The 15676-nt window shown below is 60.1% G+C and carries 13 protein-coding genes and 2 riboswitches; of the genes, 7 read left to right on the forward strand and 6 right to left on the reverse strand.

Annotated features, from left to right (window positions below; translation table 11 throughout):
* The 4 genes from GVK32_RS24740 to GVK32_RS24755 all read right to left on the reverse strand — a co-directional run bounded on the left by GVK32_RS24740 (window position 1) and on the right by GVK32_RS24755 (window position 3649).
* Window positions 1–780, reverse strand: a complete 780-nt coding sequence (locus GVK32_RS24740; protein WP_159873068.1) for an ABC transporter ATP-binding protein — start codon at window positions 778–780, stop codon at window positions 1–3.
* The gene (locus GVK32_RS24745; protein ID WP_159873070.1) at window positions 777–1592 is read right to left on the reverse strand and encodes an ABC transporter permease; all 816 of its coding nucleotides are present in this window, start codon (window positions 1590–1592) and stop codon (window positions 777–779) included. Before GVK32_RS24745 ends, GVK32_RS24740 begins: the two co-directional genes overlap by 4 nt.
* A 24-nt stretch (window positions 1593–1616) precedes the next feature.
* Complete coding sequence (locus tag GVK32_RS24750) at window positions 1617–2675, reverse strand: putative urea ABC transporter substrate-binding protein (protein WP_159873072.1); 1059 nt, start codon at window positions 2673–2675, stop codon at window positions 1617–1619.
* A 57-nt stretch (window positions 2676–2732) separates the two neighbouring features.
* A riboswitch (guanidine-I (ykkC/yxkD leader) is annotated at window positions 2733–2831 on the reverse strand.
* Window positions 2832–3016: 185 nt separating this feature from the next.
* On the reverse strand, window positions 3017–3649 hold the full coding sequence (locus GVK32_RS24755; RefSeq protein WP_159873074.1) for a LysE family translocator: 633 nt from the start codon (window positions 3647–3649) through the stop codon (window positions 3017–3019).
* A 19-nt stretch (window positions 3650–3668) separates the two neighbouring features.
* Window positions 3669–3749: riboswitch (ZMP/ZTP riboswitch) on the reverse strand.
* Window positions 3750–4107: 358 nt separating this feature from the next.
* Between GVK32_RS24755 and katG the strand changes: the two genes are divergently transcribed.
* Window positions 4108–6285, forward strand: a complete 2178-nt coding sequence (gene katG, locus GVK32_RS24760) for a catalase/peroxidase HPI (RefSeq protein WP_159873076.1) — start codon at window positions 4108–4110, stop codon at window positions 6283–6285.
* 50 nt (window positions 6286–6335) lie between these two features.
* On the opposite strand, the gene zapE is transcribed toward katG, so the two are convergent.
* A complete protein-coding gene (gene zapE, locus GVK32_RS24765; protein ID WP_159873078.1) occupies window positions 6336–7361 on the reverse strand; it encodes a cell division protein ZapE in 1026 nt (341 codons plus the stop codon).
* A 128-nt stretch (window positions 7362–7489) separates the two neighbouring features.
* A complete protein-coding gene (locus tag GVK32_RS24770) occupies window positions 7490–8383 on the reverse strand; it encodes a LysR substrate-binding domain-containing protein (RefSeq protein WP_159873080.1) in 894 nt (297 codons plus the stop codon).
* A gap of 143 nt (window positions 8384–8526) precedes the next feature.
* Here GVK32_RS24770 and GVK32_RS24775 point away from each other — a divergent pair, with 143 nt between their 5' ends.
* From GVK32_RS24775 to GVK32_RS24800, 6 genes are all read left to right on the forward strand, one after another.
* The gene (locus tag GVK32_RS24775; protein WP_159873082.1) at window positions 8527–9069 is read left to right on the forward strand and encodes a sugar ABC transporter; all 543 of its coding nucleotides are present in this window, start codon (window positions 8527–8529) and stop codon (window positions 9067–9069) included.
* A complete protein-coding gene (locus tag GVK32_RS24780) occupies window positions 9056–9898 on the forward strand; it encodes an MBL fold metallo-hydrolase (protein WP_159873084.1) in 843 nt (280 codons plus the stop codon). The genes GVK32_RS24775 and GVK32_RS24780 overlap by 14 nt, the downstream gene beginning before the upstream one ends.
* 178 nt (window positions 9899–10076) lie before the next feature.
* On the forward strand, window positions 10077–12200 hold the full coding sequence (locus tag GVK32_RS24785; protein WP_159873086.1) for a TonB-dependent siderophore receptor: 2124 nt from the start codon (window positions 10077–10079) through the stop codon (window positions 12198–12200).
* A gap of 8 nt (window positions 12201–12208) precedes the next feature.
* On the forward strand, window positions 12209–13231 hold the full coding sequence (locus tag GVK32_RS24790; RefSeq protein WP_159873088.1) for an ABC transporter substrate-binding protein: 1023 nt from the start codon (window positions 12209–12211) through the stop codon (window positions 13229–13231).
* A gap of 124 nt (window positions 13232–13355) precedes the next feature.
* The gene (locus tag GVK32_RS24795) at window positions 13356–13874 is read left to right on the forward strand and encodes a ClbS/DfsB family four-helix bundle protein (RefSeq protein ID WP_159873090.1); all 519 of its coding nucleotides are present in this window, start codon (window positions 13356–13358) and stop codon (window positions 13872–13874) included.
* Between the two features lie 387 nt (window positions 13875–14261).
* Window positions 14262–15671, forward strand: a complete 1410-nt coding sequence (locus tag GVK32_RS24800) for an MFS transporter (protein ID WP_159873092.1) — start codon at window positions 14262–14264, stop codon at window positions 15669–15671.
* Window positions 15672–15676: the final 5 nt, after the last annotated feature.

A 15676-nucleotide genomic window follows, 5' to 3' on the forward strand; every position in this document is an offset into this window, starting at 1 on the left:
CTATCTCCTTAATGCATAAACGTTGTTATCGGTGCCGGTGCCGAGCATCTGCGACATGCGGGCTTCGTTAAGCGGTATGTCGTAGGTCACGCGCGCGCCGTAGGCGTTGGGTGCCTGCGGGTCGTGGCGCTCCTTGTCAAAGACCAGCAGCCGGGTCCCGAGATTGAAGCCTTCGGCCAAATCGTGGGTGACCATAAAGACCGTCATCCGCGTTTCGCGCCACAGCTGCAAAAGCAGCGCGTGCATATCCTTGCGGATACCCGGGTCGAGGGCACCAAACGGCTCATCAAGCAGCAGGATGCGCGGCTGCATCACGAAGGCCTGGGCGATGGCCAGTCGCTGCTGCATGCCGCCAGAGAGCTGCGCCGGATACTTATCGAGCGCGTGGGAGAGGCCGACTTTCTCGAGCATCTGCACCGCCCGTTCGCGGGCGAGCCGCCTGCGGGCGCCAAAAAGACGGCCAAGCAGCGGCGAAGCCGGCAGCTCAAGGCCAACGGTCACGTTATCCAGCACGTTGAGATGCGGGAATACCGAATAGCGCTGGAACACCACGCCGCGGCTGCGGTCTGGCTCGGCGGCCAGCGGCTGACCGTCAAGGGTGATGGCGCCCCGGGTCGGCTTCTCCTGGCCCAGCAACAGGCGCAAAAAGGTCGATTTCCCGCAGCCGGAGGCCCCGACCATCGAACAGAACTCCCCCTCCCTGACCTCGAGATTGATGCGTTCCAGCACTACGTGGTCGCCGTACTCCTGCCAGATATTTTTAATGGCAATAAAGCTCATGCCCGTCCTCCTTCCGCCCACGGGAAGCAGGCTTTGTGCAGCTGCCGCAGGGCCAGATCCATCAGCCAGGCCAGCAGGGTTATCCAGATGACGTAGGGAATAATGACGTCCATCGCCATATAGCGGCGAACAAGGAAAATGCGGTATCCGAGACCGGCGGTGGCGGAAATGGCCTCCGCCGAGATCAGAAACAGCCACGCCGAACCCAGCAGCAGGCGCAGGGAGACAATCAGGCGCGACAGCAGCTGCGGCAGCACCACCCGCAGCACCAGCGTCCAGCTGTTGGCGCCGAGAGTCTGCGCTTTAATAAACAGCTCCGCCGGAATTTCCCGCGCCCGCTGCTCGAGATCGCGCGCCAGCATTGGCGTGACCCCGATAACAATCAGCATCACCTTGGAGAGCTCATCGAGACCAAAGACGATAAACAGCACCGGCAGGATCGCCAGCGGTGGGATCATCGAAATCACGGTCATCAGCGGCGACAGCGCCGCACGGTAGAGCGGGAAAACCCCGGCGGCGATACCGATGCACAGGCCAATCAGCGAGGAGAGCGCCAGCCCGGTCAGCAGGCGACTCAGGCTGATCAGGGTGTCGGCCCACAGCAGGTATTCGCCGCTGCGTTTGTCCGGCGTGAACGCCATCCGCTCGACGGCCGCGACCATTTGCGTCAGCCCGGGCAGCAGCTTGTCCTGCGGATTGGCCTCCAGCCGCAGCGCAGAGCCGATAACCCAGACGGCGATCAGCAGCACAAAGGGCATCAGCATCAGCATCAGCCGCATACCCTGCTGTGGATGGCGGTTAATTTGTCGCATGGCGTTGACTCCCGTCGGTAATCATTACAGCTGGCCCGCGGCGGCCATCTTCAGGTAGCTATCGTCGAAGCGCAGTTTGACGTTGTCCGCGTCGCCGACGGTGACGTTGCCTGGGAAGCCCATGCCGATAAAGTCAGCGCTCTGGGCGCCCTCGCCCAGCAGCCCTTTGTCAAAGGAGAACTGCGCCACGCGCTGCATGGTTTTGGCCAGCTCCGGGGTGGAGATAAATTTGAGGGTCTCGGAGGGGGTCCAGAACAGATGAGTGGTTTTCAGCTGCGCTTCATAGCCCGCGAGGTCGGTGCCGGAATCGGCCGCCATGGCGCTCAGCGCCGGCTTATCCCCGGCCTGCATTTTGCTCATCATCTCAAACCACGCGCCGGTCAGCGCCTTGCCGAGCGCCGGGTTGTCCTTGAGGGTTTGGCTGTTGACCACCATCATGTCAATAAGCTCTCCGGGCACCTGGGAGGAGCTAAAGACTTCGCTGGTTTGTGGGGTCTTTTTGATAACCGACAGCTGCGGGTTCCACGCCACGGCGGCGCGCACGCTGCTGGTGCCGAAGGCCGAGACAATATCGGCGTCAGAGGTATTGACCACTTTGACGTCTCGCTCCTGCAGTCCGGCCTTTTCCAGTCCGCGAACCAGCAGATAATGCGAAACCGAGAGTTCCGGGAGGTAAACCTGCATCCCCTTGAGGTCGCTCAGCTTTTTGCCCGCGCCCTTCAGCACCACGCCGTCGTTGCCGTCAGAGTAGCTGCCGGTAATCAGCGCGGTGGTATCCACCCCGCCAGCGGCAGGAATGGTCAGGGCATCCATATTGGTCATGGTGCAGCCGTCGAACTGGCCGGCGGTATACTGGTTAATCGATTCGATGTAGTCGTTGAGCTGCACGATATTGATCTTGATACCGTACTTGCTGGCCCATTTATCGATGATTTTTTCGTTGCTGATGGCACCCCAGGGCATCCAGCCGGCATAAATCGTCCAGCAGATGTTGAACTCTTTTTTCACCGCGGCTAAGGAAGGGAAACTGGCCAGCAGCGCCAGGGACAGGATAAAAGAACGGAGTAGTGGCGATCGCTTCATGATGAACCTCTGGTTGGCACAAAAAACAGGAGCAGCGCGACACCTACTGGTGCTGCTGTCTCCCGGGCTTTTGTCCCGCCGTGTAACCTCGCAGAGGTCGCCAGCTCTCGGACCAGTCATTCACCTGCGTGAACCGGAACCCTAGCCAGCTATTTGATCATCTAAATTGTATGGTGCGCTGCCTTCTGTTTTTATCTTGCAAAGCATATGCCAAAATAATAATTAGCATAAAATCAACAAGATGTAATATTTACCGCCGCAAACACACCAGGATGGGGAGTCGTTTTGGGGCAACGCGTAGATTTGGTGCAGAGGGAGGCAGGCTCACGCCTGCCGGGGCGTTATTTGCGCGCTTCAAAGGCGATTTTAACCGCCATTCCTGCCAGCACCGTCGCCATCAGCCAGCGCTGAAAGCGCTGCCAGAGCGGGCGACCGGTAAGAAACCGCGACACCTCGCCGGCCATCAGCACAATCAGCGCGTTGACCGCCACGCTGATCGATGCCTGGGTGAAGCCGAGCACCAAAGACTGGCTGAGAATGCTGCCGTGGCCGGGGGAGATAAACTGCGGTAAGAGCGACAGATACATAATGGCGATTTTAGGATTCGCCAGGTTGGTAATAAAGCCCATCAGAAAGAGCTTACGCCCGCTGTCTGCCGACAGGTCGCGCACGGCAAAGAGCGAACGACCGCCCGGTTTTATCGCCTGCCAGGCCAGGTAGAGTAAGTAGACGACCCCGCTGATGCGCAAAATATCGTAGGCATAGGGCACCGCAAAAATCAGCGCGGTGATCCCCAGCGCCGCGCACAGCATATAAAAGACGAACCCCAGCGCCACACCGCCTAATGAAATCAGGCCGGCGCGTTTGCCCTGGCAGATCGAGCGCGAGGTAAGGTAGATCATATTCGGCCCGGGGGTCAGCACCAGCCCCAGGGCAACGAACGCGAATGTTATTAACGAACTCAATTCAGGCATAGTTTATCTCCACCAGACAAAGTTATGCCCAGGCGCGCGGCGGTCGCGACCATGCTCCCCGACAGTATTCTGTCTCAAGGCACCAGTTACATGGCCGTGAATAGTAATAGCCTGTCGCTCACCGCTCAGCAACCCCTCAAATTTCACCGCTTATGCCCGGCTTCGCCTCATGGGTCATGCCGATGTTGCCCGCCGCCGCTGGTGCATAAGATTTTTCCTGGTGGGCCGGCGCTTTTATCGCCAAACGTGCCGCGACGATTTCCTAAACTAATACGTTAATACTATGGTTAGTAAGTCGCTTTTACGTATTTCGGGGCTTAACCACAAATATAATATGGATTTCTTTATCACCCGCTGTTAAAAGGATATAACTATTAATTCCGTAGATTTATTCGAGTATCACTTATTGGAAGCAGTGTATATCGTAATGGCATTCACCAAAGTAAACGGAGCCTGATATGAGCACGTCTAACGATTCATCTAACAACGCGTCCGCAGGGAAGTGTCCTTTTCATACCGCGGCGCCCACGCAAAGCGCCGGCGGCGGCACAGCTAACCGAGACTGGTGGCCAAACCAGTTGCGTGTGGATCTGCTGAACCAGCACTCCAGCCGCTCGAATCCGCTGGGTGAAGAATTTAACTACCGGGAAGAGTTTAAAAAGCTCGATTACTCCGCGCTAAAAGCCGACCTGAGAGCCCTGCTAACCGACTCCCAGGAGTGGTGGCCGGCAGACTGGGGCAGCTACATTGGGCTGTTTATTCGTATGGCCTGGCACGGTGCCGGTACCTATCGTACCGTTGACGGGCGCGGCGGCAGCGGCCGCGGTCAGCAGCGTTTCGCCCCGCTGAACTCCTGGCCGGACAACGTCAGCCTGGATAAGGCCCGCCGCCTGCTGTGGCCAGTCAAACAAAAATATGGCCAGAAAATCTCCTGGGCCGACCTCTACATGCTGGCGGGTAACGTGGCGTTGGAAAATGCCGGTTTCCGTACCTTTGGCTTCGGCGCCGGACGCGAAGACGTGTGGGAACCGGACCTCGACGTTGACTGGGGTCATGAAAAAGCCTGGCTTGAGCACCGTCATCCGGAAAGCCTGGCGCAGCAGCCGCTGGGCGCAACCGAAATGGGCCTGATTTACGTCAACCCGGAAGGCCCGAACGCCAGCGGCGAGCCGCTCTCCGCGGCGGCGGCCATTCGCGCCACCTTTGGCAACATGGGGATGGACGATGAAGAGATCGTAGCTCTGATTGCCGGCGGCCATACGCTGGGTAAAACCCACGGCGCGGCGGTCACCAGCCACGTAGGCCCCGAGCCGGAAGCCGCCGGCATTGAGGCTCAGGGTCTCGGCTGGTCCAGCACCTACGGCAGCGGTGCCGGGGCGGACGCTATCACCTCGGGCCTTGAGGTTGTCTGGACCCAGACGCCGACCCAGTGGAGCAACTACTTCTTCGAAAACCTCTACAAATATGAGTGGGTACAGACCCGCAGCCCGGCCGGCGCCATTCAGTTTGAAGCCAAAGACGCGCCGGACCTGATCCCCGATCCGTTTGACCCGGAGAAAAAACGTAAGCCAACGATGCTGGTTACCGACCTGACGCTGCGCTTCGACCCGGAATTCGATAAGATTTCCCGCCGCTTCCTCAACGATCCGCAGGCGTTTAACGAAGCCTTTGCCCGCGCCTGGTTCAAGCTGATTCACCGCGATATGGGGCCAAAATCCCGCTACCTCGGACCGGAAGTCCCGAAAGAAGATCTGATCTGGCAGGACCCGCTCCCGGCGGCTGTCCACAGCCCGAGCGAGGCGGATATCGCCACCCTGAAAACCGCTATTGCCGATGCGGGCCTGTCGGTGAGCGAACTGGTTTCCGTTGCCTGGGCTTCGGCTTCCACCTTCCGCGGCGGAGATAAGCGCGGCGGAGCCAACGGCGCGCGTCTGGCGCTGGCTCCGCAGAAAGACTGGCCGGTCAACGCCATCGCGGCGAAGGTTCTGCCTACGCTGCAGGCGATTCAAAAAGCCTCCGGGAAAGCATCGCTGGCCGATATTATCGTGCTGGCGGGCGCGGTCGGCGTTGAGCAGGCCGCCGCTGCCGCAGGCGTATCGGTCACCGTACCGTTTGCGCCAGGCCGCGTGGACGCCCGCCAGGATCAGACCGATATCGAATCCGTCGGTTTACTGGAGCCGCTGGCGGATGGTTTCCGCAACTATCGCCGTATTGAAGGGGGCGTATCTACCGAGACGCTGCTGTTGGATAAGGCCCAGCAGCTGACGCTGAGCGCGCCGGAGCTTACCGTACTGGTAGGCGGCCTGCGCGTGCTGGGCGCCAACTTCGACGGCAGCCAGCACGGCGTCTTCACCGATCGCCGTGGCGTTCTGAGCAACGACTTCTTCGTCAATCTCCTGAGCATGGCGACCGTCTGGAAAGCCACCGACGAACGGGGCGAACTGTTTGAGGGCCGCGATCGTAAGAGCGGCGAGAGCCGGTTCACCGCCACCCGCGCCGACCTGGTGTTTGGTTCCAACTCGGTGCTGCGCGCACTGGCAGAAGTTTACGCCAGCCAGGATGCGCAGCAGAAGCTGGTCACCGACTTCGTGGCGGCCTGGACCAAAGTGATGAACCTCGACCGTTTCGATCTGTAATCTCCCACCCCGGCAGGCTTCTCGCCCGCCGGGGCTTATCTCTTCCCGCCTTATCCTTGCCGCAGCTGCTGCAGCCGACTGTAGGTTCGCTGAATATCTTCCCGCTCAACTCCCGCGACCAGCTCGGGTAATCCGCATTCGCTCACCAACACCAGGCGACACTGCTTCTCATAGAGCACATCCACCAGGTTGATAAACCGCTGCTGCGCCGCCGGCCCCGCGTGACCTAAAGGCGGCACCGCGTCCAGCAGCCAGCATGAATGGCTTTCGCACAGCGTCAGGTAGTCCATCACCGACGTCGAGCCCTGGCACAGCTGGCTAAAGGTAAAATGTAAAAAAGCCGCCGGTGCGGAGGCCACCTCAAGGGTGCGATACCCGACCGGCAGCTTCAGCGCCCTGGCGGCGGGCTCGGGTAAAGCATGCCGCCTGCGGGTGTGGTCCGACGGCTGGATCAGCAGCAGGCCCTGGCAAAACGGGCTCTCCGCTGGCGCGTGACGCGCCCGGTAGTCCTCTTCGCCGTCGAGCGCGACCACCGTCATATGCTGTTTAATTAACGCAATCGAGGGCAAAAAGCGCGCATGGTATAGCGGATCTTCCAGCAGCCGTTCCGGGGGGGAGTTGGAGGTTGCCATCAGGACGACGCCGCGCTGAAACAGCTGCGCCAACAGCGGCTTAACCAGCATCGCGTCCGCCGGATCGTGGAGATGGAACTCGTCAAAACAGATCAGCCGGCAGCCATCGGTCATCTGCGTGATAACCTTCGGCAGCGACGGCGAGGTGGGCGCGTTCAGGCGCTGATGCAGTTCGCGAAAAAAAGAGTGGAAATGCACCCGGCGCCTGGCTGCCAGCGGCAGGCCGGCAAAGAAGCTATCGACGAGCAGGCTTTTGCCGCGCCCGGTGCGCCCCCAGACGTAAAGCCCTTTGCCGGGAGCGGCGCTTTGCGCCAGCAGCCTCCGCCCAAGCACATCAAGCTGCGCAACCAGCGCCTGCTGGTCGCTATCAAGGCTCAGAGCCAGCTCCCGAGCCCGCTGCGCCATCAGCGCGGTAAAACTAAAATCGCTCGTTCCTTGCGTCATTATTGTCTCTTTCCAGGGTCAGCGGCGGCGGTTCAACGACGGCAGTTTAGGTACTATTGCCGCCGTTGACCACTCTGCGGTCTGCGAAAGCGCGTTAACCGCACCGGCGGCAAAAAAAACGGCGCCCGCTATGCCGGTTCGCCGCTGACTTCCGTCACCAGCCAGCGCTCAAAATCCTCTAATGCGCTTTCGTTAATCCCCGTCTCAACCGGCTTGACCAGGCAGAAATTTTTGTTCAGCCGTGCGGAAACCGGCCAGGGGGCAACCAGCGCCCCGCTGCTGAGCTCGTTTTCGACGTACACCTGCGGCAGCAGCGCAACGCCAAGCCCGGCCTGCACGGCGGAGATGGCCATTTCATGCAGATCGTAGCGCACGCCCCGGGACGGATTGTCCAGCGCGATGCCGCTCTCCTCGGAGTAGCGCTGCCACGCATCCGGATTTTGCCGTCGGTGAATACGCGGCAGCGCGTTCAGCTGCTCGCCGCTATCCCGCGTGGTCAGCAGCGAGGGATGGCATACCGGGACCAGCCTTTCCTGGAGCAGAAAGCGGATACGCATTCCGGTCCACGCCGGGTGCTCAAAATGAACCGCCGCGTCAAACCCGCTGCCGGTCAGAATAAAAGGGTCCGTGTGGACCGCAATATTCAGCGTGATATCCGGGTGCCGGCGGTTAAAACCGCTGAGGCGCGGGATCAGCCAGCGGCTGGCGAAGGTCGGCAGCGCGGCGATTTCGAGGCTGCGGCTGCCGTCGGTCATTCCCGTTAAATACTGGGTGTCCCGGTCGAGGCGCTCAAGCGTCTCGCGCACCCGGTGGGCATAGCGCGCGCCGTTCGGGTTCAGCCGCACGCGGGTTCCGCTGCGGTCGAACAATCGGCAGTTCAGCAAGGCTTCCAGTCGCCCAATCTGCCGGCTAATGGCGCCTTCGGTCAGGGAGAGCTCCTCCGCCGCTCGGGCAAAATTACCGTGCCTTGCCGCCGCATCAAACGCCTGTAATGACGCGCTGCTGGGCAGTTTTCTTCGCATGATGGCGCCCCCTGGATATGAGTACGTGCAGTGACAAAATGTCACTGAACGATGAGATAATATCGATTCAGGCGGCTAAATACAGCCAGTAACATGATGAAATATCAGCAATGTGCTGTTCACCTTCATGCAGAGGCCCGTTTATGCTTTATACCGTTGAATGCAGCTATACCGACCCGACAAGCGAAGCCGAATGGAATGATTTTTACACCCGGGTGAAGCTCCCGGCGCTGCTGAGCGTTGACGGCTTCAGCACCTCCCAGCGCTTCAGGGCCCTCACGCCGGGCTGCCCGGCCTGGTTGGCCATTCACACCGTTCGCGATGCCGCGGTCCTCGCCAGCGCGGAGTACCGCCTGAAGGGCGGTGGCAGCTTTGCGCAGTGGCAGGCCAACATCGGCGACTGGCGGCGCGGTCTTTATCAGTGCGCGGAGCCGGCCCCGGCGGTGTCCGCAGAGCAGATCCTGCTGCTCACGGCGCGGCCCCTCGATTTTCTTGACCGCGAGCTGGGCTACCGGCCGTGGCGGCTGCGGGCCGCAGGTCTGGATAGCGCCCCTGAAGGCCGGCTGGCGTACATCATTCCGCCAGACAAGGCCCGCCTGCTCGCCGCTACCGCGGACATCTGGCTGTACCAGCCGCTAACCGATCGGCTGTATCCCCAACAAGGAGGCGTTCATGAGCATAATTAACCCCATCAGCCGTCGGGTTGGCGATTATCGGGTGACCGCATTGAGCGACGGGAATATGTCCGTTAGCCTCGCCATCCTCTCCGGCATTGATCCGGCTGAAGCCGACGAAAGACAGCGCGCGGCTGGGATAGCTGACCCGCAGGCGCTGCATATCAACGCCTATCTGATCCGCGGCCGAGGGCGCACGATCCTCGTGGATTCCGGCACCGGCGGGCGGAATAACGCCGGAGGTGAGCTACCCGAGCGCCTTCGCCAGCTGGGCATCGTGCCGGCCGACGTTGATACGATCCTGCTGACCCACGGCCACCCCGACCATATCGGCGGACTGCTCGATGCCGACGGCGAGGCCGTCTATAAAAATGCGCGGCTCTATCTGCATCCCCGCGAGGTTGCATACTGGCATGATGATGCCCTGTTCATGCGGGTCAGCGAGCGGGTTCAGGGCAATTTCATGCTGTTTCGCCGCACCCTTGCGGCCTATGAGGAGCGGGTAAACCTGCTAACGGACGATGAGGTACTCCCCGGCATTCGTCCGGTCTGGCTGCCTGGGCACACGCCAGGCCACAGCGGGTTTCGTATCGACGCCGGGGATAAGCCTCTGCTGATCTGGGGCGACATTGTGCATTTCCCACATATTCAGTCGGCCCTGCCGGCCGTCGCAATCGCCTTTGACGCCGACCCCGCCGAGGCGGCAGACACCCGGAGACGTATACTGGCGCAGGCGACAGGCGAGCAGTGGCTGATTGCCGGTATGCACCTCGCCAGCGCCGGCTTTGCCCGGCTTAAGGCCGTCGACGGCGGTTACCGAATTGTCTATCAGCAGACCTGAAGATCGGGCGACATTCTGCCCGGCCTCGCTTTTATTAAGTAAAGAAACCATTCGCTATATATTGACATATATAGCGAATGGTTCTATTTTTTTGTCATACAAATAAAAATCGTACCCTTCAGACAGAGGCAAGATATTTCTCGCCTCATTCCGTTTTCATTCGTCTGAAATTAACTCAATGCGCTCATATAAACTCGCTCTATTAACCGGGATGATCCCCTGTTCCTCTCTGCTGATGACCCTGCCGCTTCAGGCCGCGGAAACCATGGTCGTCACCGCTGAAACACCGACCGAAACGCTGGATAACGCCACGCCCGCCGCCGAACAGCAGGCGACGCTTGGCAGCCTCGGCAAACGCAGGCTGATTGACGTCCCGTGGTCGGTACAGACCCTGTCGGATTCGCTCACCCGCCAGGTACAGGCCAGCAGCGTGAAGGATATCTATCGCTACCTGCCCTCGGTTCAGGGCGACGGCGTTCGTCCGCAGACCCGCGGTATGCAGGGCAGCGTGGTGCAGAACAGCACCATCGACGGGCTGAACGTGGTCTCCACTACCGAGTACCCGGCCGAGCAGTTTCAGCGCGTTGAGGTTCTGAGCGGGATGGCCGGCGCGCTGTATGGCCCGGCAAACCCGGCGGGCATGTTTAACCTCGTCTCTAAGCGCGCCACCGACGTGCCGCTGCGGCGGGTCACGGTGGGCGGCGGAACCGGCTCCGGCGCCAACGTCGCGCTGGATCTCAGCGGCCCGCTGGACGCCGGTGACCGGGTAAAATATCGCCTGAACCTGATGAGCCAGGACGGCAACGGCTACACCCGCGACAGCCGTCAACGCAACCAGTACGCGGGTCTGGCGCTCGATTTTCAGCTCACCGACCAGACGGTTCTGGAGAGCAATTTCGGCTACTATCACTTCTATCAAAAGGGGCTGCCCGGCTCCTTTGCTTTAGCCAAAGGCACCCGTTTCCCGTCGCCGCTTGATCCAACCAAAAGCAAGTACGGCCAGTATTACGCCGGCAATGACGACGCCACGACCACCGGCAGCCTGCATATCAAACACGACTTTGACGGCAACTGGCTGCTGGACGTTGGCGTCCTGCGCCAGATTGCGGATCGCGAATCCACCACCGTCACCAACACCTTAACCGATAATAACGGCAGCTATACCACCACCACCGCAAACTCCGCCGCCAGCCGCTTTACCATTAATAGCTATCTCGCCAACCTCACCGGCAGCGTTGAAACCGGCTGGCTGCAGCATGACCTGGCGATGGGGGTACGCGGCTTCGTGTGGAAGAACTACAACCCCCGCGATGGCGGGACGCAAAAGCTCGGCAGCTCGACCCTCGACGACAGCCCTGACTACGAGCACCCGGATTACCCGGACTTCACCGATCGCTATCATTCAGCGACCACCACCCAGCACGTCTTTCTGCTCAACGATACCCTGACTTTCAGCCCGCAGTGGAGCCTGCTGCTCTCCGGCAGCGAAAGCCTGTTTACCGTCGACAACTACGGCAAGAGCAGCCAGCGCAGCAGCAGCCACGATGACCGCGGTACCAGCGGGTCCGCCAGCCTGATGTATAAGCCGGTCGATAATCTGACGCTCTATACCACCTGGGCCAATAGCATGCAGCAGGGCGACACCGCCCCGGCCGGCGCCAATAACGCCGGCGAGGTTCTCAATCCCTACCGCAGCCGCCAGCTTGAAGCCGGGGCCAAGTACGCGATGCATAACGATCTGCTGCTCACCGCGGCGCTGTTCCAGGCCGAGCGCCCGTTTGCCTACACCAACGACAGCGGTGATTTCGCCGAAGACGGAACGCAGAAAAACCGCGGACTGGAGCTGATGGCCGATGGCCGCATCGCGCCCGCTCTGCGCGTGTTCGGCGGCGGCACCTGGCTCGACCCACGTCTGCACAATACCGCCAGCGCCAGCGCTGACGGCAAACAGGTGGTCGGCCTGCCTCGCTTCACCGCCAATATGCTGGTGATTTACAGCATCGATGCGCTTGCAGGGCTGGACATGAACAGCAACGTTCGCTACGTCGGCCGCCGGGCCACCGATAGCGCCAACGACGGCTGGGTCGGCAGCTATACCACCGTGGATGTCGGCAGCAATTACCGCACCCGGCTGTTCGGGACCGACACCACCTTCCGGTTAGCAGTCACTAACGTGACCAACCGCCGCTACTGGACCAATATCGTTCCGGGGGCCCTTACCGGCTACACCGGCGCCGGCTACGCCAGCGCCCAGCTCGGCGCGCCGCGCGAAGCGACGGCCTCGGTACAGTTTGATTTCTAAGGATCATAATGAGAAAAATCGCTGCCGCTGTACTCTGCGCCTGGCTCGCGTTTCCGGCTCTCGCCAGCCGCCAACTGACGGACGATGCCGGACGTAGCGTCACGCTGCCGGATCGCGTCGATCGTATCGCCGAGGGGTGGTTTGCCCACCACTCGCTGCTGATGACCCTCGGCGCGGGCGATACCATCGTCGCGACGGTAAATCGACCGGACAGCCGCCCGTGGATGTTTCACCTCACTCCCCGCCTCAACCAGGCGCTTATCAGCCGCGGCCCGCACTTCACCAGCGAGGCGCTGCTGGCGCGCGGGGCCGAGGTGGTGTTTGTCGCCCGGGGCAACGGCGATGCCGAAGCGTACCGCCAGGCCGGTCTGCCGGTCATGGAGATGAGCTTTACCGATTACCCGTCGCTGGCGCGCTCCGTCACCACCACCGCCGAGGTGCTCGGGACGCCGCAGGCGCTGGCCAGAGCCCAGGCCTACAACCGCTATTTACAGCAGGCTATCGCGCGTATCGGCCAGCGCACCGCCGCGCTGACCGACGCCGAACGCCCGCGCGTGCTGCATATCCAGTCGCTGAAGCCGCTGAAGATCGACGGCGGCCATACGCTGATCGACACCTGGATCCGCCTGGCCGGCGGGCAGAACGCGGCCGTCGGGATCGAAGGTAATATGCAGGAGATTTCGCCGGAAAAGGTGCTGGCCTGGCAGCCGGATATGATTATCCTTGGCGCGGGATGCGGTGATTTAGCCCATTCTGCCTATCGTGACCTCTTCTCCACCCTGCGGGCGGTCAAAAATCACCGGGTGCTGCAAAACCCGGCGGGGGTTTTCCCGTGGGATCGCTACGGGACCGAAAGTGCGCTGCAAATTCAGTGGGCGGCAAAGCAGCTCCAGCCTCAGCGCTTCGCCGATATTGATATGCTGGCGGTCACCCGCGACTTTTATCAGCGCTTTTTTGACTATTCGCTGAGTGAAGCTGAGGCCAGCAGAATACTGCAGGCGCTCCCCCCGCAGCGAGAGGACGCAAAATAGGTCACAGCGCCGGGGGAAAGAAAGGTACGGCATTGACAAATACGTGATCTCATCGTGCCCCCGGGCTTATTTTCAGCGCTACTATCTGCGCGTACACTGAACCTTACGTGAGAGGGAATTCTTTATGAGCGTGCCGCAAACAAAATCTGAATTACTGAGCGCTATCGATAAAAACTTCGATAAATTAATGGGCTACCTGCATGCCATACCGGCAGAACTTACCGCAGAGAGCGCAATGGATGGGCACGCCAAAGGTAGCCAGATGAGCATTCATGACCTTGCTTCGTACCTGCTGGGCTGGAATGCGCTGGTCGTAAAGTGGATCGTTTCTGATGCTAAAGGGCTGTCCGTCGATTTTCCGGAGACCGGCTATAAATGGAATCAGCTTGGCCTTCTGGCGCAAAAATTTTACTCAGACTACAGGGGCTTAAGCTACGGCTCGCTAATCGCTGAGCTGCAGACGGTAAAAAATGAGATAGTGCGGCTGATTGACGAGCGCAGCGATGACATTTTGTATGCCAAACCCTGGTACACAAAATGGACGATGGGGCGAATGATCTCGTTTAACACGTCGTCACCTTATGCGAATGCCTGCGGACGCTTAAGAAAGTGGGCGAAAGAGAATGATATCCGCTTAAAGTAAGCGCCTGGGCGCAATGAGTACGGATGAGTCATCTTCGTACGCCACCGGCCAGGCCAACGCCGTCGTAGATCTTAATCTAAAGCGAGCGCCGTCCGCCGCGGCTGGCAGTTAAGCAGGGGCGTCATTGATAACGACATCGATAACGACGTTGATACGCAGCTCCCCTCCCCCATCTTCTCCACCCGAACCTGATCCTGCGGCCCGTTAGTCATTTCATTCAAATCCGCGGCGCCCGATCGCGAAAAACCAGCGTTTTCCACAACCCCTGATAAAATTCACCAGATATTCATCTGAAGAATGGATATAGAGCGGGCGATTAAAAATTTAAAACTATTAACAATCAATTAACATTAGCAGGCAAACATTTTATCTGAGGAAAATAATAATATGTCTACCACCCACGTTCTGGGGGATGCGCCCTTTGCCCCCGCAGGACAGCCCCACTCCAGCCTGACCAGCCGCATCGATGCGCTGCCTGCCTCCTTCGGCCTGTGGTCATTTATCACCCTGCTGGCGCTCGGTGGTTTCTTCGAGCTGTACGATCTTTTTCAGACCGGGTACATCAGCACCGGCCTGCTGGCGGAGAATATTTTTCACGTCGGCGAGCAGGGTATTTTCGGCATATCGGATCAGGCTGCCTTCGCCTCGGCGACCTTTTTCGGCCTGTTTATCGGCGCCAGCCTCCTCGCGCCGCTGGCGGATAAGCTCGGCCGCCGCCTGACCTTTATGTTTGCGCTCGCCTGGTACGGCGTGTTCTCGCTGCTGATGGCCTTTCAGAGCAGCGCGGAGGGGGTTATTTTCTTCCGCTTCCTCGTCGGCATTGGCCTCGGGATTGAGCTGGTCACCATCGACACCTACTTAAGCGAATGGGTGCCCACCCACCTGCGCAACAAAGCCTTCGCCTTTGCCTTTTTCATTCAGTTTCTCTCGGTGCCCGCCGTGGCGCTGATGTCATGGATGCTGGTGCCGATCACCCTGTTCGGCCTGAGCGGCTGGCGCTGGGTCATTATCTTCGGCGCGCTCTGCTCGCTGGTTATCTGGGTCATTCGCAAGAAGCTGCCGGAATCGGCCCGCTGGCTGGAAGTCAAAGGCCGCAACGACGACGCTCATGCGGTGATGTGTGAGATGGAGCAGCGCTGCGGTATTGCCCCCTCGCCGCAGCACCGCACGGAGACCGGGACCGCGAAAACGCAGACCGGCACCTTTAAGGAGATTTGGGCGCCGGAGTATCGCAAACGCACCATCATGCTGATGGTCATGAACTTCTTCCAGGCGATCGGCTTTTTTGGCTTCGGCAACTGGCTGCCGGCGCTGCTGTCAGGCCAGGGCGCAAGCATCACCCACAGCCTGCTGTACGCCTTTTTCATTACCCTCGCCTATCCGATTGGCTGCCTGGTCTGCACCCGCTTTGTTCACCGCTTCGAGAACAAATGGCAGATCGTGCTCTCCGCACTGATGACGGTGGTGTTCGGCACCCTTTTCGCCCTGCAGAATAGTCCGGTGATGCTGGTTATTTGCGGCTTTATGATCACCTGGTCCAACGCCTGGTTGACCATCAGCTACCACGCCTATCAGGCCGAGGTGTTCCCGACCCACATTCGCGCCCGGGCGGTCGGCTTCTGCTATTCGTTCAGCCGCCTCTCGACGGCCATCACCAGTATTCTGATCGGCATCATTCTGCAGTACGCCGGTGCGCCGGGGGTGATTAGCTTTATCGTGGCCAGCATGCTGATGGTGATGCTCTCGGTCGGTATTTTTGGGCCTAAAACCCGCGGTATTCAGCTGGAAGATATCTGATAACC

It is taken from the genome of Klebsiella sp. 18074 (genome assembly GCF_902705905.1).
Classification (GTDB): Bacteria; Pseudomonadota; Gammaproteobacteria; order Enterobacterales; family Enterobacteriaceae; genus Klebsiella; species Klebsiella terrigena.